Source organism: Intestinimonas massiliensis (ex Afouda et al. 2020), from assembly GCF_900626285.1.
Classification (GTDB): Bacteria; Bacillota; Clostridia; order Oscillospirales; family Oscillospiraceae; genus Flavonifractor; species Flavonifractor massiliensis_A.
Genome location: NZ_LR131147.1, coordinates 3056381 through 3077301 on the forward strand (window position 1 = coordinate 3056381; position 20921 = coordinate 3077301).

At 53.5% G+C, this 20921-nt stretch carries 17 protein-coding genes; 7 read left to right on the plus strand and 10 right to left on the minus strand.

Annotated elements, in window-relative coordinates; genetic code table 11:
- Positions 1–51: 51 nt before the first annotated feature.
- Together E0E41_RS15060 and E0E41_RS15065 are read right to left on the minus strand one after the other, a co-directional pair.
- A complete protein-coding gene (locus tag E0E41_RS15060) occupies positions 52–300 on the minus strand; it encodes an ABC transporter permease subunit (protein WP_242623802.1) in 249 nt (82 codons plus the stop codon).
- Positions 301–384: 84 nt separating this feature from the next.
- Positions 385–1614, minus strand: a complete 1230-nt coding sequence (locus E0E41_RS15065) for an ABC transporter substrate-binding protein (RefSeq protein ID WP_130870571.1) — start codon at positions 1612–1614, stop codon at positions 385–387.
- A gap of 314 nt (positions 1615–1928) precedes the next feature.
- On the opposite strand from E0E41_RS15065, the gene E0E41_RS15070 reads away from it, so the two are divergent.
- Complete coding sequence (locus E0E41_RS15070; RefSeq protein WP_130870572.1) at positions 1929–2771, plus strand: Gfo/Idh/MocA family protein; 843 nt, start codon at positions 1929–1931, stop codon at positions 2769–2771.
- A 62-nt stretch (positions 2772–2833) separates the two neighbouring features.
- On the opposite strand, the gene E0E41_RS15075 is transcribed toward E0E41_RS15070, so the two are convergent.
- Positions 2834–3904 (minus strand): LacI family DNA-binding transcriptional regulator, encoded by a 1071-nt coding sequence (locus E0E41_RS15075; protein WP_130870573.1) that lies wholly within the window; start codon positions 3902–3904, stop codon positions 2834–2836.
- An 85-nt stretch (positions 3905–3989) separates the two neighbouring features.
- On the opposite strand from E0E41_RS15075, the gene E0E41_RS15080 reads away from it, so the two are divergent.
- Positions 3990–5003, plus strand: coding sequence for an NAD-dependent epimerase/dehydratase family protein (locus tag E0E41_RS15080; RefSeq protein WP_130870574.1), 1014 nt, complete (start codon positions 3990–3992; stop codon positions 5001–5003).
- Between the two features lie 12 nt (positions 5004–5015).
- The gene (locus E0E41_RS15085) at positions 5016–5828 is read left to right on the plus strand and encodes an SDR family oxidoreductase (RefSeq protein ID WP_130870575.1); all 813 of its coding nucleotides are present in this window, start codon (positions 5016–5018) and stop codon (positions 5826–5828) included.
- Between the two features lie 405 nt (positions 5829–6233).
- Here the strand turns inward: E0E41_RS15085 and E0E41_RS15090 are convergent, their stop codons facing one another.
- Both E0E41_RS15090 and E0E41_RS15095 read right to left on the minus strand, forming a co-directional pair.
- Positions 6234–7193, minus strand: coding sequence for a DUF6282 family protein (locus tag E0E41_RS15090; protein WP_207303229.1), 960 nt, complete (start codon positions 7191–7193; stop codon positions 6234–6236).
- Between the two features lie 20 nt (positions 7194–7213).
- Positions 7214–8413 carry a thiolase family protein gene (locus E0E41_RS15095; RefSeq protein ID WP_130870576.1) on the minus strand — a complete coding sequence of 400 codons (1200 nt, stop codon included), beginning with the start codon at positions 8411–8413 and terminating at the stop codon, positions 7214–7216.
- A gap of 192 nt (positions 8414–8605) precedes the next feature.
- Here E0E41_RS15095 and E0E41_RS15100 point away from each other — a divergent pair, with 192 nt between their 5' ends.
- Positions 8606–9511: a LysR family transcriptional regulator gene (locus E0E41_RS15100; RefSeq protein WP_130870577.1), complete on the plus strand. Its 906-nt coding sequence runs from the start codon at positions 8606–8608 to the stop codon at positions 9509–9511.
- Positions 9512–9605: 94 nt separating this feature from the next.
- Here the strand turns inward: E0E41_RS15100 and E0E41_RS15105 are convergent, their stop codons facing one another.
- The 4 genes from E0E41_RS15105 to E0E41_RS15120 all read right to left on the minus strand — a co-directional run bounded on the left by E0E41_RS15105 (position 9606) and on the right by E0E41_RS15120 (position 15557).
- On the minus strand, positions 9606–9986 hold the full coding sequence (locus E0E41_RS15105) for a cupin domain-containing protein (protein ID WP_165450565.1): 381 nt from the start codon (positions 9984–9986) through the stop codon (positions 9606–9608).
- A gap of 748 nt (positions 9987–10734) precedes the next feature.
- Complete coding sequence (locus E0E41_RS15110; protein ID WP_130870579.1) at positions 10735–12798, minus strand: FAD-dependent oxidoreductase; 2064 nt, start codon at positions 12796–12798, stop codon at positions 10735–10737.
- Between the two features lie 64 nt (positions 12799–12862).
- Entirely contained in the window at positions 12863–14335 is a 1473-nt protein-coding gene (locus tag E0E41_RS15115; protein ID WP_165450566.1) for a Na+/H+ antiporter NhaC family protein, read from the minus strand.
- Between the two features lie 67 nt (positions 14336–14402).
- On the minus strand, positions 14403–15557 hold the full coding sequence (locus tag E0E41_RS15120) for a MalY/PatB family protein (protein ID WP_130870581.1): 1155 nt from the start codon (positions 15555–15557) through the stop codon (positions 14403–14405).
- Between the two features lie 318 nt (positions 15558–15875).
- Here E0E41_RS15120 and E0E41_RS15125 point away from each other — a divergent pair, with 318 nt between their 5' ends.
- A complete protein-coding gene (locus E0E41_RS15125; protein ID WP_130870582.1) occupies positions 15876–16616 on the plus strand; it encodes a FadR/GntR family transcriptional regulator in 741 nt (246 codons plus the stop codon).
- A gap of 40 nt (positions 16617–16656) precedes the next feature.
- Entirely contained in the window at positions 16657–17355 is a 699-nt protein-coding gene (locus E0E41_RS15130) for a DUF554 domain-containing protein (protein ID WP_165450567.1), read from the plus strand.
- Positions 17356–17906: 551 nt separating this feature from the next.
- Here E0E41_RS15130 and E0E41_RS15135 read toward each other — a convergent pair.
- Positions 17907–19907: an amidohydrolase family protein gene (locus E0E41_RS15135; RefSeq protein ID WP_130870584.1), complete on the minus strand. Its 2001-nt coding sequence runs from the start codon at positions 19905–19907 to the stop codon at positions 17907–17909.
- 190 nt (positions 19908–20097) lie between these two features.
- Here E0E41_RS15135 and E0E41_RS15140 point away from each other — a divergent pair, with 190 nt between their 5' ends.
- Positions 20098–20823 (plus strand): Crp/Fnr family transcriptional regulator, encoded by a 726-nt coding sequence (locus tag E0E41_RS15140; RefSeq protein WP_165450568.1) that lies wholly within the window; start codon positions 20098–20100, stop codon positions 20821–20823.
- Positions 20824–20921 lie beyond the last annotated feature (98 nt).

Sequence of the window (20921 nt, forward strand, 5' to 3'; positions counted from 1 at the left end):
TACGGACGCGATGATCCTTGGAGGATTGCATCAGGCCAAGACACTCTCATTCTAACAGCTTAGGCAACGATACGGAAAAGACACGGCTGGCTGCCGTGCCTTAAACCGTAAATATATTGTAATAGGAGGATTTTCAAACGCAGAATAGAAGAAATAGGCAATGTAGGCGGCGGCACTGATCATTCCGCCGTGGGCGAAGTTGGAGAACTTCAGAATGCTGAATACCAGGGCAAAACCTACGGCAATCAGGGCATAAACCGCACCCAGGGAGATCCCGTTGACGATAAGTTGCAGACTCAAGATAACACCTCCTGATTTGTAGAGGGTATATGGAAATACATGGGGGCGGCGTTTGCCGCCGCCCCCGGTGGAAAAAACTGCGCGTTAGGCGTCCCACTCCTCACTCAAAGTATAGGAGGTGATAACCTTGATGTGGAAATCTTCATCGTACTCCGCGATCAGCATGGGCATGCCGATGGTACGATGGGTTTCAGGATTGATGGTGATAGAATGCGCAGCACCGGGGGCATCCTTCACCTGGGCCAGTGCGGCAGCCACCGCCTCGCCGTCATAGGGATCGTCCACCGCCTTGAAGCCTTCCGCCAGAACCATGGTGGCGTCATAGCCAAAGCAGGCGTTAGCGATGGGATACTTGGTCCCGGTCTCCTCCATGTACTTCTGAATGATGGGATAGGACGGGTCATCCGGATTTTCCATATCGTAATTCATCAGGAAGTAGCAGTCGTACACGTCGCTCTTAACCAGCGTATTGAAGGGGGACTGGAAGGTGTTGTTGCCCAGAATGATTCCCTCGTAGCCGGCCTCCCGGAGATAGTCGTAGCAAAGTGCGTTATCGGCAGCATAGTTGCACACAAAAACGGCATCAGGGTTGGCGTTGGCGATCTTTACCGCCTGCGCCCGGTAGTCCACGTCACCAGCCTGGAACGTCTCTTCCGCCACGACAGTACCACCCTGAGCGGTTACATATTCAGCAAAGGGCTCAGCGTGCATGACTGCATAGCTCAGTCCGGCATTGTAGAAAGTGGCGAAGGTCTCACAGCCCAGCTCCTCCAGGCCGTAGGCAGCAATGCAGTAAGACTGCTGGGCACAGCCGGGCTCAGCCAGGAACATGTAAGGATAAGGCTCACCAGTCTCCTCATTGGTGGTGCAGCGCTCGTCCATAAAATGGCCCACGATCGGGACCTGGTCCTCTTCGGAGAGGTCCACCCAGGCCAGGGCGGGATTGGACAGCGGAGGGCCGACGATGGCAGCCACGTTATGCTCATCCACCAGCAGGCGATAGCAGTTGATCCCCTCCTGAACATCGCCCTTGCAGTCCATGGTCACCAACTCCAGCTGCCTGCCGTTGATCCCGCCCTGCTCGTTGATCAGGCGGACAGCATACTCCACGCCCCAGGCATTGGCGTTTCCAGCCTCAGAGGCGCTGCCGCTGAGATCCTGAATGGTTCCGATGACGATGGTGTCCTGATCGCCGCCGGCGCTTTTGCTGGCGTCAGGTGTGTTTGTCTGCTCGTCGGTGGTACCGCAGCCGGCCAACATCCCCAACGCGGTGGAAGCGGCAAGAAGAACAGCGAGACTCTTTTTTACTTTCATAGTTGTTTCCTCCTTCTGCGTGACGTTTTGCGAGCTGATTTTTGCGAAAGAAATTGAATATTCCGCCAAGTAAACGTTTTCTTTGTTTTCGCAGCAGACGAGCTGGAAAGAATCACCTCCCATGGCTCAAATATACATTTCCCCAAAAGATAATTGATCTTCCATGGCCTCATTATACACAATCGACAGAAAAACGCAAGATAAAATTCTGGAAATCAGGAAAATATTTTAGTAAACGTTTACTAAACTATTGACTTTTTTGGGCCAGTTCTGCATAATAAATTTGCAAATTTATCGACACAAAGGAGTCGGTCATGAAGATTGGTATTTTGGGTGCGGAAAGCAAACATACAGACTATTTTGCCTCACTCTTGAATTGCCGCAGGCTGTTTCCGGATATGGAGGCAGCCGCCCTGTGGGGCGGAGATTGTCCCCAGCGGATCTCACACTGCACAGAGGTCGGCGCCATTCCAGCCGTGTGCAAGACTCCAGAAGAAGTCATCGCACACAGCGACGGCATCCTGATCACCACCCGCAGAGGAGAGAGCCACCGCCGGTTGGCAATCGAATGTCTTCAGGCGGGAAAGCCGGTTTTTGTGGATAAACCCTTTTCCTGTACGCCGGAAGACGCTCTGGCCATCATAGAGGAATCACAGCGGACAGGGGCCCCCCTGATGGGAGGCTCCACGCTGTGTTTCCTGCCCCAGGTGGAGGAATTCCGCGAGCGGGCAAGATATTGCTCCAAAGTGAAGCTCTCCTATGCAGCGGACTGCGATTCGCCCTTTGGCGGATGGGGCTTTTACGGAAGTCACCTGACGGACCTCTGCTCCGTGATCTGCGGGATGGACGCGAAGAGCGTCCGCGCTGTGCGCATGGGCAGTACCGTGGAGATCGAAATCTGTTACCCGGGGCGCCATGTAACGCTGTACACCAAGCCGGATCTGGAGGAACCGGAGGTGGTGTTTTCTTCCTGGGGCGAGGAGCGGTGCCGGCTGCCGGACTTTAACCGGTGCTATGAATATGGCATGCGGGCATTTGCAGATATGATGCGGGGCGGGCTGAGCCGCGGGACCAGCCGCCTTCTGTTTTCCACCCGTCTTCTGGCCGCAGTGGAACAATCTTTGCATTCGCAGGAGAAGATCTCTCTTGTGGCGTAAGCAATGTATAAAAAAGCCAGGGAGCAGTTTCCTGCTCCCCGGCTTCCGGATATCTCATTCAATCACTTCAGCGCACGTACACTCTGGCGCTCCACTAAAATAGGCTGAAGGCTCAGATTCAGATTCGAACTTTTGTGGCCAGGAACAAGCTCATCAATGAGCATCATCGCCGCAAGGCGCCCTGTCTCGTAAGAGGGGCAACGGATCGTGGTCAGCGCCGGCATAAAGCTCTCGGCAAACGGGATGTCGTCAAATCCCATGACCGAGATATCTTCAGGCACCCGGACACCGCTCCGATGCAGTTCGGCAATGAGGCCAAAGGCCACCATATCGTTGACGCAAAGCACAGCGGTGACATCGCTTCCCCGCGCCAGCATCTGCTTGGCGATGCCGCTTCCGGCGTCCATCTCATAGCTTCCGCTCTCAAATGCATCACCCGGCTCGCTGATATAGAGCAGGTCTTCTGATACGGTCAGGCCAAACGCTTCCATCTGCGCCCGGTAGCCGTTCAGCACCGCCTTTCGGGTCCAGCGCGTTAAGGGAGTGGAGGCGAACGCGATCCGGCGGTGTCCCTTGTCCCACAAGTACTTGACAGCCATTTGGGCACCCAGCCCGGAATCGTAGTTGATACAGGCGCAGGCGTCATTCTCAAAGCGCTGATCCAGCTGCACGATCTTCATGCCCTTGGCAAGGAACTCGGAGACAGACTTCTGCTCCTCGTCCACTGAGGAGAGAATGACACCCCGAACCTGGCGATTGTAGAGCCGCTCCAGAAATTCGTGCTCCCGCTCCACACTGCGGGCCGAATTACAAATGATGATATGGTAATTCCGTTCAAAACACACAGCAGAGATGCCCTGGATGGTCTGCATATAGAATGGATTGGTAATATTGGGGATAACCAGGCCAATATCCTGACTTTCAATCCCCTTTAAATTGCGCGCTGCAACGCTGGGAATGTACGATAGCTCCCGCGCCGCGTCCAGCACCCTCTTTCGCAGGCGGGGAGAGACATTGTACCCAGAGTCCCCCAGCACTCTGGATACTGTGGCAACAGAAGTCTCCGCTTTCAGCGCCACATCGCGGATAGTAGCCCGTTCCTTCTTGGTAATGGTAATCGCCTCCCGATGCAAGTTGGGGTGTTCTTATTTTAACCGCAACTTCTCGGTTAATCAAGATAAGAAAGGAACGCAAGAAAACAGAAAGGAGCGGAAAAGAATGACAGAACAAGATCGGCTGGAAACAGTCACACGGCCTTCCCCGGCCTTGATAGAGGACATCAAGCAGCTGGAAGGGTCAATTATGGTCCTGGGCGCCGGAGGCAAAGTAGGGCCCAGCCTGGCGCTCAAAGCGAAGCGTGCCTGCAAAGCCGCGGGGATCACCAAACAGATCATCGCCGTATCCAAATTTGACGATCCGGACGCACCGGAGCTGATGAGACAGCACGGAATCCAGGTTTACGAAACAGATCTGTTCGATCCAGAACAGTTAGCAGTTCTCCCCAAAGCGCAGAACATCATTTTTATGGCAGGCAGGAAGTTCGGAACCACACAGAACCAGGACTTGACCTGGGCGGTAAACGTTCTGCTGCCAGCCAAAATATGCGAAGCATTTCCCGACGCCAGAATCGTCGTGTTTTCCACCGGAAACATTTACGGTGACCGCCCCGCAGGTTCGGGCGGTGCTTCAGAGGCAGATGCGCCGGCTCCCGACGGCGAATATGGCCAGACCTGTCTGGGACGGGAGCGGGTGTTTTCCTATTACGCCAAGAAAAACGGGACAAAATCGCTGATGTTCCGTCTGAACTACGCCGTGGACCTCCGCTACGGTGTCCTGTATGATATCGCAAAGAACGTTTGGGACGGAACCCCTGTCAAACTGGGCAGAGGCGTGTTCAACTGTATCTGGCAAGGTGATGTTTGTGAATACGCCCTGCGCGGCCTGCTCCACACCGCCAATCCGCCTGTCATTCTGAATGTAACAGGACCAGAGACCATTTCCACCCGATGGGCCGCGGAGGAGTTCGGTCGCATATTCCAAAAAACGCCCTGCTTTGAGGGCGAAGAGCAGCCGCAAGGTATCTTCAGCAATACGGCCAAGCTGAACGAATGGATGGGGTATCCCAGCGTAACTTTGGCCGACATGATCCGCTGGCAGGCCGAATGGGTCCGGGACGGCGCGCCCACCCTGACGGCGCCCACTCATTTCGACACCACGGACGGCAAATATTAAGGAGGTCCCCTTATGGTTTCATTTGATATCAAAGATAAGGTAGTTGTCATTACGGGAGCCGGTGGGGTCCTGTGTTCCACAATGGCATATGAGATGGCCCAGCTGGGGGCGAAAATCGCGCTGCTGGACATTGCTGAAGACCGGATCGCCGCCATTGCCGACGAGATATGCCAATCCGGCGGAGACGCGATCGGCGTACCCTGCAATGTGCTGGAGACAGAAAGTATCACAGCCGCCAAGGACGCAGTTGTAGCGCGTTACGGACGCGTGGATGTTCTGATCAACGGCGCAGGCGGCAATAAACCCGCCGCCACCGCCAGCCCCGACCTGAGCTTCTTCGATATGCCCGCCGACAGCCTGTCCTGGGTCCTGAACCTCAACCTTCTGGGCACCATCTATCCCACGCAGGTATTCGGACGGCAGATGGCGGAACAGGGTTTCGGCTGCGTGATCAATATCTCTTCCATGTCCGCCTACACACCGCTGACCAACACAGTGGCATACAGTGCGGCTAAAGCCGCCGTTTCCAACTTCACCAGTTGGATGGCAACCCATTTTGCTCAGAACTACTCCCCCGAAATTCGGGTAAACGCCATTGCCCCCGGTTTCCTCCACACGCAGCAAAACCATTACCTTCTGGTAAACAGCGACGGCACGCCCTCCGCCCGGGGGCAGAAGATCATCGCCGGAACGCCCATGGGCCGCTATGGCAGGCCGGAGGAGATGGTAGGCGCCATCGTCTATCTCTGCTCAGAGGCCGCCAGCTTTGTGACCGGTGTAGTACTCCCCATTGATGGCGGATACAACTCTTACTCCGGGGTCTAAATTTGCTTTAATGTCCACTCCGCCGGCAAAGCCTTTACCTTTCTGTGCCTCACCTCGGACAGGGCGCCCCGATTCCCCAGATCCGTCAGGATCAGCCGCTACTCCTGGGCCAGTTTAAGGCCGGCTGTGAAGCTGGCACTCGGAAAGCCGCTTGTGCATAGCAGCTATGCAGTAATACATTGTGTGTCGCCCTCGTTGCGGCAACACACAATACCAGCTTTTCCGACGGATGGTCACAGGGAGTAGGCCGAGTTATCAGAACAGCAGCAGCATCCCAACAGCAGCTTTCTTCTGGCTTGCCGCGCATTTTCTGAGGTCTCCAGCTACCGTGGCGGCAAAAAGAAGGGAACTGCTTGGGAACGCTGGCTTTTCAAACCCACCGGCCACTGTGGCTAAATTCAGGCTTTATGTTTGGAGCGCGGGGAGAACAAAACCTTTTGTAACCGCCGCAAGAGCTTCCATACAGGCTTTGGAAGTCACACAGTCAGAGCCTGGCGTCAAACCGACTGGACCTGCGACCATAACCTTCAGCTGCTCCTCCGTGGCTCCGCACCGCTCCGCAATCAGCTTCGCAAATTTCTCCAGCCCGTCGGTTGGAGCAGCATATACCGCCTGTCCCATGTCGGAATCCACAACGATCCGCTGATACCCCACCCGCCGGAACACCTCTTCCACAATATCAAAGGGAAGGTGGTGGGCTGCGGGCTCCACTTCGTCGAATACCACAGCATTCAGCTCGATCATGGCTCCCTGGTCCGCCCAGCGGAGCATATTTTCGATGCCGGCGTCGATGTTGAAGAAGGGATGGTTGACCAGGATCTTCTGAAGTCCCAGCTCCACGGCCTTGTCGATCAGCTTGTTGATCTCGGCCACGGTGCCGTGCCCGGTCCCCAGGGCCACCTCCGGGTAATACCGGGCCAGATACTCCAGTACCTCCACCACTTCCGGCTTCAGCTCTCCCCGCTCGTCCAGATAGTAGATGGGTTTCTCCTGAATTTTCAGCTTCCCGGCGCCCACAAATTTCTTTTTCTTGTGGTGGTTGATATGATTCATCGCCGAAATAGTCGGCATGAACACGATCTTCGCTCCCATGGCGCAGGCCGCGTCCACCGCGTAGATGTTGATTCCCCCCACCGCGTTGTTCAGCACGATGCAGCCATAGGCCCGGCAGCTCCCATCGCCCAGGAACTTGGTCACCATATCTGTCCCCATAATCGTGGGGAAATAGTGATCCTTCGACACAAACGCCCGGTAGCCCCGCTTCTGGGCGTCCAACAGCATATCACCGGCGTCCAGCTTTCTCTTTGCCACGGAGGGGCCTGCATGTACATGGATATCCACCACGTTTTTCATCTTATCGCTCATTTTGCATACCTTCTTGCAGCTCACACCGTTTCCACAACGGCGGCCATGCCCATTCCGCCGGCCGCGCACAGGGTCGCCAGGCCCAGCCGGGCGCCCCGCCGCCGCATCTCGTGGATCAGGGTCACCATGATCCGGCTGCCGGAGGAGCCAATGGGATGGCCCAGAGCAATGGCCCCGCCGTTTACATTGATTCGGTCCATGCGTGCCTCCAGTCCCATCTCCCTGATACAGGCCACGGACTGAGCGGCAAAGGCCTCATTCAGCTCAATCAGATCCATATCCGCCAGGGACAGGCCGGCCCGCTCCATGACCTTTTTTACTGCAAAAACAGGTCCCATGCCCATATATCCGGGATCCACTCCAGCGCCGGCAATCCCCCGGATCCGCGCCAGGATATTGAGGCCCCGTTCCCTTGCATAGCGCTCGCTGGCCAGGATCAAAGCAGACGCGCCGTCGTTTCTCCCCGAGGAATTGCCTGCCGTCACCGTGCCTCCCGCTTTAAACGCAGGCTTCAGCTTTGCCAGCAGCTCCATGCTGGTCTCTCTGGGGAATTCATCGGTGTCAAATACCACCGGCGGCTTCTTCTTGCCCTGGGGCACGGTCAGCGGGACAATCTCCTCCTGAAAGCGTCCCGCCCGGATCGCCGCCGCCGCCTTCTCCTGGGAAGCCAGGGAAAACCGGTCCTGATCCTCCCGGGTGATGTGATACCTTTCCGCCACATTCTCCGCGGTCATTCCCATATTGAAGCGGCCATAAAGATCCGCCGGCTGGGAACAGAACTGGGCTTCCGTCAGGGAATCTTTCAGCTCCGTGTTTCCTGTGCCCACACCCCACCTGGCGTTGGAAAGATAGAAGTGGGCGTTGGTCATGCTCTCCACACCGCCGGCCAGAACCACCCGGTTCCCGCCCAACAGGATGGAGTACATTCCGTCCCGCACCGCCAACATACCTGAGGCGCAGGCACACATGACCGTGTTCCCCGGCACCTCCTCCGGAACGCCGGCTTTCAGAGCTGCATAGCGGGCAATGTTGGAAAAATCCGAGGTCTGACGGCACTGTCCAAAGTCGACCTCATCAACTTCTTCCGGTTTTATCCCGGCCCGCTCCATCCCAGCTCTCATTACTTCCGCCGCAAGATCCGCAGCCGACAGAGGCTTCAGGGAGCCTCCAAATTTTCCAACCGCAGTCCTGCACGCATCCACAACCACAACTGATTCCATTTTTCTCCACCACTTCTCCCCCATACGCTTTCAGCATTTATGGCGTAAAACACCAATGCCTTCTGATTTTTCGTCTGCTTTTTGACCTTCTTTCCATTTGTTTAGAGTTTAGCATTCCATTTATCTCTTTACAAATGAATAATTCTGTATTAACTTATCTATATCTTAGATATATCGTCAAGGGGGGAAACCATGGCATTGACCCGCGAAGCAATTGAAAGCTTTTTGGCCACCGTCCGCCTGCAATCCGTCTCAGAGGCCGCTAATGCGCTGTTTGTCTCTCAGTCAACCATTAGTCATCGGCTTCAGGTGTTGGAGGCCGAATTGAACACAAAGCTCTTTTATCGGCAACGGGGCTTTAAGCACCTGACCCTCACGGAAAGCGGAAGGAGCTTTATTCCCCTTGCCAATCAGTGGCTGGAACTGGACAGTACCATCCATCAGTCGTTGTCCTCCACCCCCTCCGGGAAAATCGTCATCGGCAGCATGGACAGTATCAACCAGTACCTGTTAAACGACATCATCCGCCAGATCAAATTAAATGACCCCCGGCTGAATCTGCAGTTCGTGTCCTATCACTCCCAGGAGATTTACTCCCGCCTGACATTGGGGCACATGGATATCGGCTTCGCATTTTATCCCATCCACTATGAGATTGACGCGATCCCCGTGTTTAAGGAACCGCTGTACATGATTTCCGTCACAGGCAGCATCTACCCCCAGGGTCCTATTCACCCCCAGCAGTTGAAAAAACAGGATCAGATCCTCTTTCGCTGGAACCCAGATATCCTCTCCTGGAATCACGAGTGGTGGCCAGAGTCTGAGCCTCCCTATGTCCAGGTGGACTCCACAGCGCTGCTGACCACCTTTTTGACAGAGCCTCACCACTGGGCGGTCTGCCCCGCTTCTGTGGCGGAAAATCTACGCACCCAGGGTCTTATAGAGATTCACCCCTTTTCCGTTCCGGCCCCACACCGGATCTGCTACCTGCTAAAAAAGAAGCACGCCGCGCACATCGGCTCGGATTCCGTGGAGAAATTCATCGACCTGTTCTACCGGCATCTGCCATCCCATCCCTGGAGATATGAGGAAGATTAGCTCCAGGGAAGCAAGTCTCCAGGTCTGTTTTCTCTGCTGAAACAGCATATCCCCGGGGCGCAGGCGCCCCGGGGATATGCTGTTTCATGTTCTATTACCGGATCTCTTTGCTCTCTTCCCGGTCCGCAGTACGCTTGGGGAAGAAAATGTCCATATTGTAGACAGGCTTGTCATAAGGGTTCTCAATCCAGTGCATGGCACCGGCCGGAATACTCATGAAACACAGGCCGCCGTTGTTGTCCAGATCAGCATCAAAAGTATAGACCTGATCGTCCACATGGAAATCGCACTTGCCCTTGAGGATGACCACCGTCTGCTCGTAGTCATGCTTGTGGGGGCCGGGAACATGGCCCGGCTGGATCACACCCATGCTGATGGTATAGTGGCTGCTGCCCTGGTAAACCTTTCTCTTCACTGTCGGTTTTGGATTGAACCATTCGCACTTTCCCCAGTCCAGATGTCTTACTTCACTCATCATCCGTTCCTCCCTTGATGATTTTTATCCAGTCACCTTGGTACTCTGTCGGTTCTTTACGCAAATAATTGTAACAGGCACACATTCACCGCGCTAATGAATTTTTCCACACAACTTATCGATAACTTGAATATATATAGAAACGGATTGGTCGGAGTACTTGCCAGTCTGACTCTTTCTTACATCCTCAGAGCATGAAAGCAGGCTGGACCGTCCGAAAACCCAGGCACTACGTCTGCCCGAAAACACACCAAACAGCAGCCCAGTGTCCAACGGTATCCACATTCCGAGCGAAAAGGGTGCAAAAGCGCTCAACGGGGTCGAAACCACTTTCGAGCCGCAACCCATGGCGGTATTGGCGCCAGAGGTCTCGCCGGACCCGCCTCCGTACAGCACCGCTCCCGGTGCAGCGCCAGAAGGCTGAAAAAGCACCGCGATCCATGGGATCGCGGTGCTTTTTGTATTTTCAACACAGGTCTAACGCTTTGATTGCCCAGGCCTGGGGCTTGCGCCTCTTCCTCTGTACCAAATATTTAAATAGCAAATTTATTTCGGTTACTAATGATCATGTTTTTATCTCTCCATAGATTTGCCATGTATTTGGAATCCTTATGCGGCAGGCAAGCTTCAACAATCCAGCCTAAATGTGTATAAATTTTCGGTACCGTTCCAAAACGCTTCACGCTTGCAAACCGTTTCCGTTTTAAAAATTTGGAACAGAGCTCGTCAGAGAATACGGTTCAGCTCATTAGAGTTGGAGTGCCGCGAAGAAGCCGGAGGACGTCGCGTTATAGATCGACTGCTCCTTGCCGTTGCAGTCGCCCGCGTTGATTACATCAAACGCAGTGCCGTAGAAGGCGTCCCGGGCATCGCAGTCGGATCTCATACCAACAGCAAAGATCACCGTGTCGGCCGGAATCAGTTTTTCCGCACCGTTTTCATCGACGGCCATAACCCCCTCTTCGGTAATTGCCGTACACTTCGTTTTCACCATGCTCTTGATCGGATGCTCCCGTTCCTTGGTTTCGTTGACGAACACCGCTTTTTCGCGGTCATATTCCTTTTCCATAAACCAGAGGGTATAATACCGGTCTATGTACAGGGTTTCCGGCAGCAGAATATCGCCCATCTCAATTACCGTAACGTCGGTCTTGCCCTGCTCGGCCAGGTATAGTGCGGTTTCACACCCGACCGATCCGCCGCCGATGATCACGATCTTTTCACCAACCTTTGGCTTTCCACCGTACAGATCCAGCGCAAGGAAGGTATTGTTCTTCTCTTTGCCCGGAATATTGGGCACAATCGGCTTGGACCCGATGGCCACGATAACGGCGTCCGCCTTTTCGCTCTCACACAGTTCCGGAGTTGCGGGGGTGTTCAGACGGATCTCAATATTGGGATTCTTGTTGACCTGGCGGATCAGGAAATCCTTGAATTTTTTAAGGTCCACCTTGAATCCCATATAGTCCGAGTGGATCAGCTGGCCGCCAAGACTGCCGGTCTCTTCAAACAGGATAACCTTGTGTCCCCGGTCAGCGGCGTCCAGCGCAGCCTCCATCCCGGCGGGGCCGCCGCCCACCACCAAGACCTTTTTCTGCCTTACCGGTTTGGGGATATCGTGGATCACAGAAGGCAGGAGCTCTTTTGGATTTACCGAGCATTCCCAATGGAAGGTGCCGTTTTCAAAGTCAGATACGTTGCCCGGCCGTGCGGTATTGATTCGGCTGGCCGAGATATCCAAGCAGCGCATACAGCGAATGCAGGGGCGGATGTCCTCCTTTCTCCCCATACGGGCCTTGATCCCCCACTCGTTGTCCGCCATAAAGTTTCGGGCGGTAGCGATAAAGTCGGCTTCGCCGTTGGCCAGTATCTCTTCGGCCACATCAGGATCATTGATGGAACCGATGGCGCTGATGGGTGTATGAAGATGCCGCTTGGCATAGGCCGCCAAATGGCGCTTTTCACAGTTCGGCATATAATAGATGGATTCCTGAATGCCCATGGTGGGCTGCACGTGTCTGGTGCCGCCGGAGCACTGGATGATATCGACCTTATCCTCGATGAATTTCAGCATCTCTACCGCGTCTTCCGGTGTAACACCGCCGTTGGTGAATTCGGACAGGCTGATACGGAACTCGATCACCAGATCTCCGCCTATCCGGTCGCGGATGGCGTCCAGCACCATGGATGCCAGGCGGATCCGGTTTTCCGGGCTGCCGCCGAAGCGGTCTATCCTCTTATTCTCATAGGGGGACATAAACTGCGACAGCAGCCAGTTATGCCCGCCATGAAGCATAATGACATCAAATCCCCCGCGTCTGACCATGTTGGCCGCATTGGAATAATACCGCACAATCTCGTCAATGTCCTTCTCGGTCAGCTCATGGACCTTTGCCCCGGTGTAAAGGATCTTTTCCGTGGGACCCACCGCATTTTTGGACCACTGACCGATATGCGTCAGTTCCATGGACGCCAGGGCGCCATAGGCGTGGACATAATCCGTAAACAGGTGCATGGTTGCAAGAGTATTGGGCTTGAAAAGGTTGTAGCTGGGTGTAACGATACCGCCGCCGCCCGGCTCCACGCCGCCCTCCATCATATTGACAACAGCCGCGCCGCCCTTGGCCGGTCCGGCATAGTATTTGATTCCCAATTCCGTGATATGTGCATAACCCGTCCCGTCAATTTCCAGTACCGGCAGGCGGCACCCGTGGGGGGAGGCAATGATTCGGTTTTTAAAATACTTGCCGCGGATCACCGCCGGGCTGAAAAGGTGGGGGTAGTGTTCTTTATCGGACAGCAGCGTTTTCATAAATATCCCTCCATTTTTGCACAGATTATCTGGGACAGTATCCCAATAACTCGTTTCCGGCTGTTCAGCTCTCCATGTCAAAGGCGGCCAGCTGTTCAGCCGCCTGCTCGTCGGTCAGCCGCTGGAGTCCGAAGCCAGTCAGGGCTGTAATCACACAGGCCAGGATCGTCAGCGGGATGGGGAACATATAAATGGCAAAGTCCAGGGTGGACATTCCGAAAGTAGTGTGATAGAACACCGGGGTAAGCAGCCAGGGCCAGAAGGAGCACATCGGGCCCGGGACAGCCAGCAATACCCGTGCCAGGACCAGGCGGTCAATCTTATGCTCCAGATACACGCGTTGGAAGATACTTCCGGTAATAATCTGCGGCGCGTATGCGTTGCCGCCGCAGGGGGACAGGCAAATACCGGTGAGAATGGTGGCCAGGATGACCGAGCGTTCTTTCTTGAGCTTGGAGAAGAACACTTCCATCAGTCGGGCCATAAAGCCGGATTCCTCCATGCACGCAATGATCATCTGCGCCATGATGATTACCAGCAGCAACTGCGTTGTGCCGTTCATGCCGCCGCGGTTGAGCAGGCTGGTGGTCTGGCTGCCCAGCTGGGCCACATCTACGCCGGCAGTGTTGACCATGCTGGTGCTGAAGCCGCTGGTCATGGAGATCAGCCCGCTGGACAGGCCAAAGGGCTGGAAAATCGTGCCCAAAACAATTGCCAGAACCGCACTGATCACCAGCGTAGGCGCGGCCGGTATCTTCATAATCATTCCCACCAGCAGCATCACAAAGGGAAGGACCAGCAGGATGTTGAAGTTGAAGATCTGATCCAGTTCACCCAGCATGATCTGCAAGGTTTCGTTTTCCGCTGCCTGACTGACACCGGAATTCAGGCCCATGATAAAGAACAGGATCGCCACGATCAAATAGGCGGGCGCATATGCATATACGATCGTATTTTTTACCGCCGCGTACAGATCCACACCGGAAGCGGCGGCAGCCAGGTTGGGGCCGTCGGACACGGGGGAACAGTTGTCGCCGAAGTTTGCGCCACACCAGATGGCGCCCATTGTGATGGGAAGATTCATGCCGATCGCCTGTGCAATGGCAAAGATGGCGATGCCGACCGTCCCCAGGGTGGTCCAGGAAGATCCGCAGAACATGGCAACCAGCATACAGGTGAGGAGCGCTGTTACGTAGAAATACGAGGGGTTAATGATCTGCGCCCCGTAGTAGATGAGCATGGGGATCGTGCCGCTGTATACAAAAGCGCCGATTACCGCGCCCAATGTAATGATAATAAGCAATGCTCCCAGCGAATTGCCCACCCGCTTTCCCATTGCCCTGAGCATCTCCGGCCATGTTTTTTTGGAAACCGCCATGGTGATCAGGATCGTGACCGCTGTTGCCAGCAAAAATAGCGACGGGATATTGATTCGGAAAATCGCATAGCCCACCAGGCAAAAGGCGAACACCACAATGAACGGGGAAACTGCTACTAGGATAGGGATTTTCTTTGTGTTGGCGCTGGTTTCTGACATCTTTCTCCACTCCTTTTCCATTTTCTTTCCTTACACGCCTAAATAATTCATCATTTATTTGTGTACATTAAAAAACGTTTTTGATCCGCTTCAGAGCCGTTTCCAGCGTCGCCCGGGGAACCGCAAAATTCATGCGCATAAACCCCTCCCCTTCCGGCCCGAAGTCAGTTCCGCTCTGCAGTCCCACCCCCGCCTGATTCACAAATTTTTTCACCAGCTGCGCTTGGGCAAGCCCCAACTCCCTGCAGTCCAGCCACAGAAGATATGTTCCCTCCGGAGAAACAGGTTTTATACCCGGTATGTCTCGCAGGATCTCGGATGCGTACTGTAAATTCCCCCACAAATATTCACACAGTTCCTCGACGTAATACTCACACTGCTCAAAGGAGACACAAAGGGCAAGCGTTCCAAAAATATTTTCGCGGTACCCTTTGCAGGCGGCCCGTTCCCGTTCCATTCCCTCCCGCAGCACCGGGTTCTGGCAATAGTAGGCCGCCGTATTCAGGCCCGGCACATTAAATGTTTTGCTTGCCGCCAAAAATGTCACGCTGTTTTGGGCCGCCCACTGGGAAACCGCAGAAAACGGGATATGCTTTTGGCCGGGATAAATGATGTCTGAGTGAATCTCATCCGCCAAAACAACAACGCCGTATTTCCTGCAAATCTCACCCATACGACTGAGTTCACTTTGGCTGAAAACACGTCCGGTGGGATTATGGGGATTGCAAAGTATGAATATCTTACTTTGCTCCTGTCGGCAAAGAGCCTCCAGCCCATCAAAATCCACCTCGTAGCGCCCCTCCTTTAAAATCAAAGGATTCCGTTTAACCTTCCGCAAATTGCGCTCAACCGACTGTACAAAGGGAGGGTAACAAGGCGTCTGAAGGATTACGCTGTCACCGGGTTCAGAGAAGGCACGTATTCCATAAATGATCCCGGGGATCACACCTGGACAATAGGCGACATGGTCCTTGCCAATTGCAAGCTGATGGCGCTTGTCATACCACGAAGCCACAGCGCTTTTCAACTGTTCGCTTTCAGGGGTATACCCGTAGATCCCATGTTCCGCCCGGGAAGTGAGCGCATGCACCACTTCCGCCGGCGCTTTGAAATCTGAATCAGCCACCCACATGGGGATTGTTTCCGGCGGATAAAATTTTGTGCTGTACTTCACCGAATCACCATTCCGCCGGTCAACTATTTCATCAAAATTGTGTTTCAACTTGCGCCTCCTTCTCTCCAGCACCCGATTGGTATACCAAAATTATAGCAACCCAGATCTTTCAATGCAAGATATTTTCTTTGCATAGTTAAAATATCATGTAAATGCACAATATTTTTTTGTATTTTTGGGCATAACAACGTAATTTTATTATTCTTAATTTTTTCTCTTTCCTTTTTTCGAAAAAATGGTATACTAATTTTAGCGCACAGGTTAAAATATCATCCAATTTACAGCCGGCGATACGCTGATTTTTTGTGCAAAAGATCTTAGGTTTCCGAGACGAAATTTTTTGCGGAACGAGAAAGGACATAACATATGGCAACAGAAACGAAAGCCAACGGCTCACCCAGACTGTTTGAACAAATTCTGGAGAAAATCAAGTCGTTAATCATTAACGAGCACCTGACCAGCGGGGACCGTCTTCCCTCCGAACGGGAACTTGCGGAACGCTTTGGTGTAAGCAGGGTACCCGTCCGCGAAGCTCTGAAAATTTTGGAGTACATGGGGATCCTTGACGGAACACAGGGCTCCGGCTTCTATGTCCGTGACGTGCAGGTCGGTGATCTCTTCAACAAGGTCAATTTTGTTTTCGCGGCTACTTCCAAAACCATTACGGAGCTGATGGAGGTCCGTATTTCTTTGGAGGCCGACGCCGCCTACTATGCCGCTCTTCGCAGAGATGAGCAGGATCTGGCAGCCATGCAGGAAACGCTTCAGGCGATACGGCGGCTCAAGCGGCTCAATTCCAATCAGGAGGAGGATATCGAGGAACTGCGCCAGCAATCCAACAATTTTCACATGGCGATTATCCGCGCGGCCAAAAATTCCGTTCTGCAAAGCGTATATGTCAGTCTGTTTGATATGCTGCAGGTTTCCAGGCAATATACCTTTGCCCATTCTACAGTTTCATACAATTCTCTGTTAGCTCATGAGGCAATTTATGAGAAAATTCTCTCAGGCAATGCTGAAAGCGCCCGCACTTGCATGGCGGAGCACCTTACAGAAGCAAGGGATGTATTTGTGCGAAGCATTGTCGATGAGGAGCAGAAGCCATAAGCGGATCATCTCTGACTTTATATGATAAGGAGGAATTACGGTGCCAGTCGGAATCTTGATTGATAGTACGGCAACTCTGGTAGGCGGAATCCTGGGCTCTTTTCTTGGCGACCGGTTTCCTCCAAAGATTGCCAAAACGCTGTCCTATGTCTTTGCGATCTCAGCAACTGCGATTGGCATTACGATGATCGTCTCTGTCTCTCAGCTTTCCGCGGTTATTCTGTCACTGATCCTGGGCGCCTGCTTAGGCGAGCTTTTCTCCCTTAACAGAAGGATTTCAGCCCTTTCGGGCAGATTGAACCTCTTTTTTCAAAACAGATTTTCCTGCCGCTCCATGGACACCACAGAGTTTATTAACATTATCATCATGTTTTCCATCAGTGGATATGGTATTTTCGGTGCTTTGAATGAAGGCTTTTCCGGTGATCACTCCTCTCTGATTGTAAAAGCCATTCTGGACTTTTTTACCATATTATGTTTTTCAGCCACATTTGGAAAAATCCTCATTTGCACGTTTGTTCCCCAATTCTTCGTATACATATCGCTATATCTTTTGGCCTCTTTGGTCATGCCCCTGGCAGATGCCACAGTTATGGGCGATCTGTCCGCCTGCGCCGGCATCATCACCATGGCAATCGGCTTAAATCTTTTGTTCAAAAAAAATATTCCAACAGTGAGTATGCTTCCAGCGTTGGTTTTGATTATTCCGATCTCCCGACTATGGGCATTCTTACTGTAGCACCAGCTAATCGCTGATCACAGAAGACTAACCCCAATTCAGAAATACCAGGCATTTTCTATCGTTTCAGCACACATTTCGGCTTTTTGGACGCCAACATTTTATTGGGCAGAACCCATTAAAAGCTTTCTACATGCTAAACATTGTCCCGGTACTGACTTCAGCGGCCGCCCGAAGCAGGCCTGGTAATGCCCCTGAATCTGGGCCAAGACCGCAAATCAGCACCTTCTCAGCTAAATGGCCAAGCGAAACGTACAAGAAAATAAGAAAAGCATGCAGAGGGGGGACTGGAGGCGGCAGTTTTGGATTAAAAGCTGCTATTGGCAGCGCGGCAATTGCTGGCACACCAAATATATGAAAACAAAATAAACTATTTTGTATATATCCCTTAATCATCATCAAAATCTGAATGATATTATTTATGTTTATAAAACGTCAGGTTCAAGGGCTCTTAACACCAGAAATTCACCACACAAAAAACACCTCTGCACATGGAACAACCTTGTTTCCATGTGCAGAGGTGTTTGCTGATTTAGAGGTTCAGGATGGACTTAAAGAACAGTGCTGGTAGAAACCGTTCGGCTTGTCTGACACCAGACAACAGACTGATTTAGCCCCTCAAAGAGCGCCCGGAGGCCCACGTAATCCGTTCCGGATACGGAGGTGACCGGCAGGGTTGCAGATACGCCGTTATAAGTCACGGTAACGAACTCTCCGTTTTTCTCCACGGTGCCGCCGATTCCATTCATTACATCCGCAACAGGAGCATAAATCTTGCCGGGCTCCTCAATCAGCGCGGAATTGAAGGTGAGCGGTACGCCATGCCACATTATCGTCGGCACAGCGGTATCCTTTGTATAGACCACCTCGCCGCCGATGACGGTCATCAGCGCCTGTACATCCTTCATCTCATCCTCAGGACAGGTCATGATATCCCGGTCGATCACAACGAAGTCTGCCAATTTCCCCACTTCCAGAGACCCCTTGATATCCTCCTCGAACTGGCCGTAGGCCACCCAGATCGTGTAGGATTTCAGTACTTCTTCCCTAGTTACAGCCTGCTCGGCATACCACCCGTTCTCAGGCACGCCGTCCCGATTCTTCCGGGTCACACCGGCGTAGAAGTTGTGCCAGGGATTGACCAGTTCCACAGGGGCATCGGTTCCGCCCACAATAATGCTGCCCTTGTCCAGAACAGTACGCCAGGCATAGGCGCCTTTCATACGCTCTGCGCCGATGCGGTCTTCCGCCACCAACATATCAGAAGTGGCGTGGATGAATTCCATGGAGGGGATCACACCCATCTGGATGGCCCGGTCAATATCCTCGGGAGCGACGATCTGGAAATGCTCAATACGCAGGCGATGGTCCTCCTGAGGATTCTCGCTCTGAAGCCTCTCCAGCGTATCCAGCACCTGGCGGCAGGCCGCGTCGCCGATGGTGTGGGTACAGATCTGATAGCCCTGATCATAGGCCAGCTTAAATACCTCGTAGGCCTGCTCATCGGTGAAGCGCAATTCGCCACAGTAACCTTCACGGTCAGAGTATTCCTCCAGCATAGCGGCGGAGCGGGCTCCCAGCGAGCCGTCAGTAGTGATCTTTACCGCGCGCAGATTCATGCGGTTGTCGTACATCATCCCGGCAGGCAGATTTTCCCGCACATAGTCCGCCTGAGCATTGGTGGTATCCAGCAGCCGGACCAGAGGATAGGTACGCAGCTTCATCTGGCCGGTCTCATAGAGATACTGATAGTTCTCAATGTCAGTCACGTCACAGCCGGCGTCCATGGCGGAGGTGATGCCGTAGGTAAACAACTCGTTCTGCGCCAGCAGATAAATCTCCCGCTGCTCCTCCGTGGAGTAGGCAGGGATGATATTTGTGAAGAAATCCCGGGCATTGTCGGTCACACATCCCAGGACCTCCCCATCCTCGGTTTTCAGGATCTCTCCGCCCTGGGGATTGGGGGTATCTTTGGTGACCCCGGCCAGCTCCAAAGCCATGCTGTTGACCCAGGCCATATGGCCGTCCGCACGCTTCAAATACACCGGATTATCGGGCGCCACCGCGTCCAGTTCCTCCTTTGTTGGGAAGTCGGTGTCCTCCCAGATCGTATTCATCCAACCTTGACCCTGGATCCACTCGCCCGGCTCCGCCTCTTGCGCAGCAGCCCGCACCGCCTCCAGAATCACATTCTTGGGTTTCCAGAACACATTGAGCTGGATCAGTGTTTTCCCCATGCTGGACATATGCATATGTCCTTCCATAATTCCGGGCAGAACAGTCAGTCCATTTAGGTCAGTCACCTTTGTGTCCTCTCCGATATAGGCTTCCACGCCCTCCTCCCCGCCTACATACACAATGCGGTCTCCCTTGATGGCGAGGGCGGTGGCGGTCGGATTGTCGTCGTCTACCGTATAGATGTTGGCATCACGGTACACAATGTCCGCAGCAGTCTGGACAGGCGTCCCGACGGCAAACGCCGGTGCAGTGCCAAGCAGCAAGGCCATTGACAGTGTCAGGGGTATCAGCCGCGTGGGATGTTTTCCTAGCATCTTCATCTCTCCTAACATGTATAATTCGGCGTGGAGCATGGTCCCTCGGAGTAGGTTGCTGCCCTCCGCTTGCCGCAGCGGAAAGGCAAAGAACACTTCTTCATGATAAATAAAATTACCAGCTCTGTCAGTCAACCTCTTTACAAAACCCATATTTTTTGCGACAATGATCGGGAAAGGCGGTTGGAATATGGAATTGCGCAGGATAGGCTGTAATCTGGACCACGCAAAACCGAGAGCGGGTATTCGCACCTCTCCCTGGCTCTCGGCAGACGGATTGGACTGGACTGAACTTATCCAGGGCTATCCCTCATGTGTTATTCCAAGAAAACATATCCTGTGGGCGCAGGGCTCTACTGCAGATGAGGTATATGTGATGAAAAGGGGTCTGGTACGCCTGGACCACTGTTACAGCAGCGGAAAAACCCGTTGCCTCTACATTGTTTCTTCTGGTGTCACTCTGGGCGAAAGCAGCGCCCTGTTCGGTACTGCACACAGTTATCAGGCGGCCGCACTTACGTCCTGCACCGTCCATATCGTTCCGGCTCCCGTCTTCCGGGAACGGGTCTCCCTCTTCTCCGCGTTGAGTGATCAGTTGCTCAGCGTAGCGGCCGGCAAAAAGCTTGTGCTTCTGCGGCAGCTGACTTTGGGCAGCTTTTCCAGGCTATACACACGGCTCTGCCATTTTATTTCTGAACTTTCTGAACACTATGGTGAAAAAACAGAGGAAGGCATACTCTTCGCGCTTCCCTTTACCCATCAGGAGTTGGCAGAGTTATTTGGGGTCACCCGGGTCGCGGTAAGCCAATGCATGGGAACACTGCTGCAGAACCATGCAATCGAACGGCGAAGGGGCAAGTTTCTCCTTCGGGATCCAGCCGTATTGAGAAACTGCTGGAGTGAGCTGTTTCAATAAATGTTACCCGGGGCAGATAATTGCTGAGATTAAGTTCCCCTCATAGGGCGCGCGTCACAGGCCACCGGAACAGGCCACTCGCCTGCGGTCTTAAATTC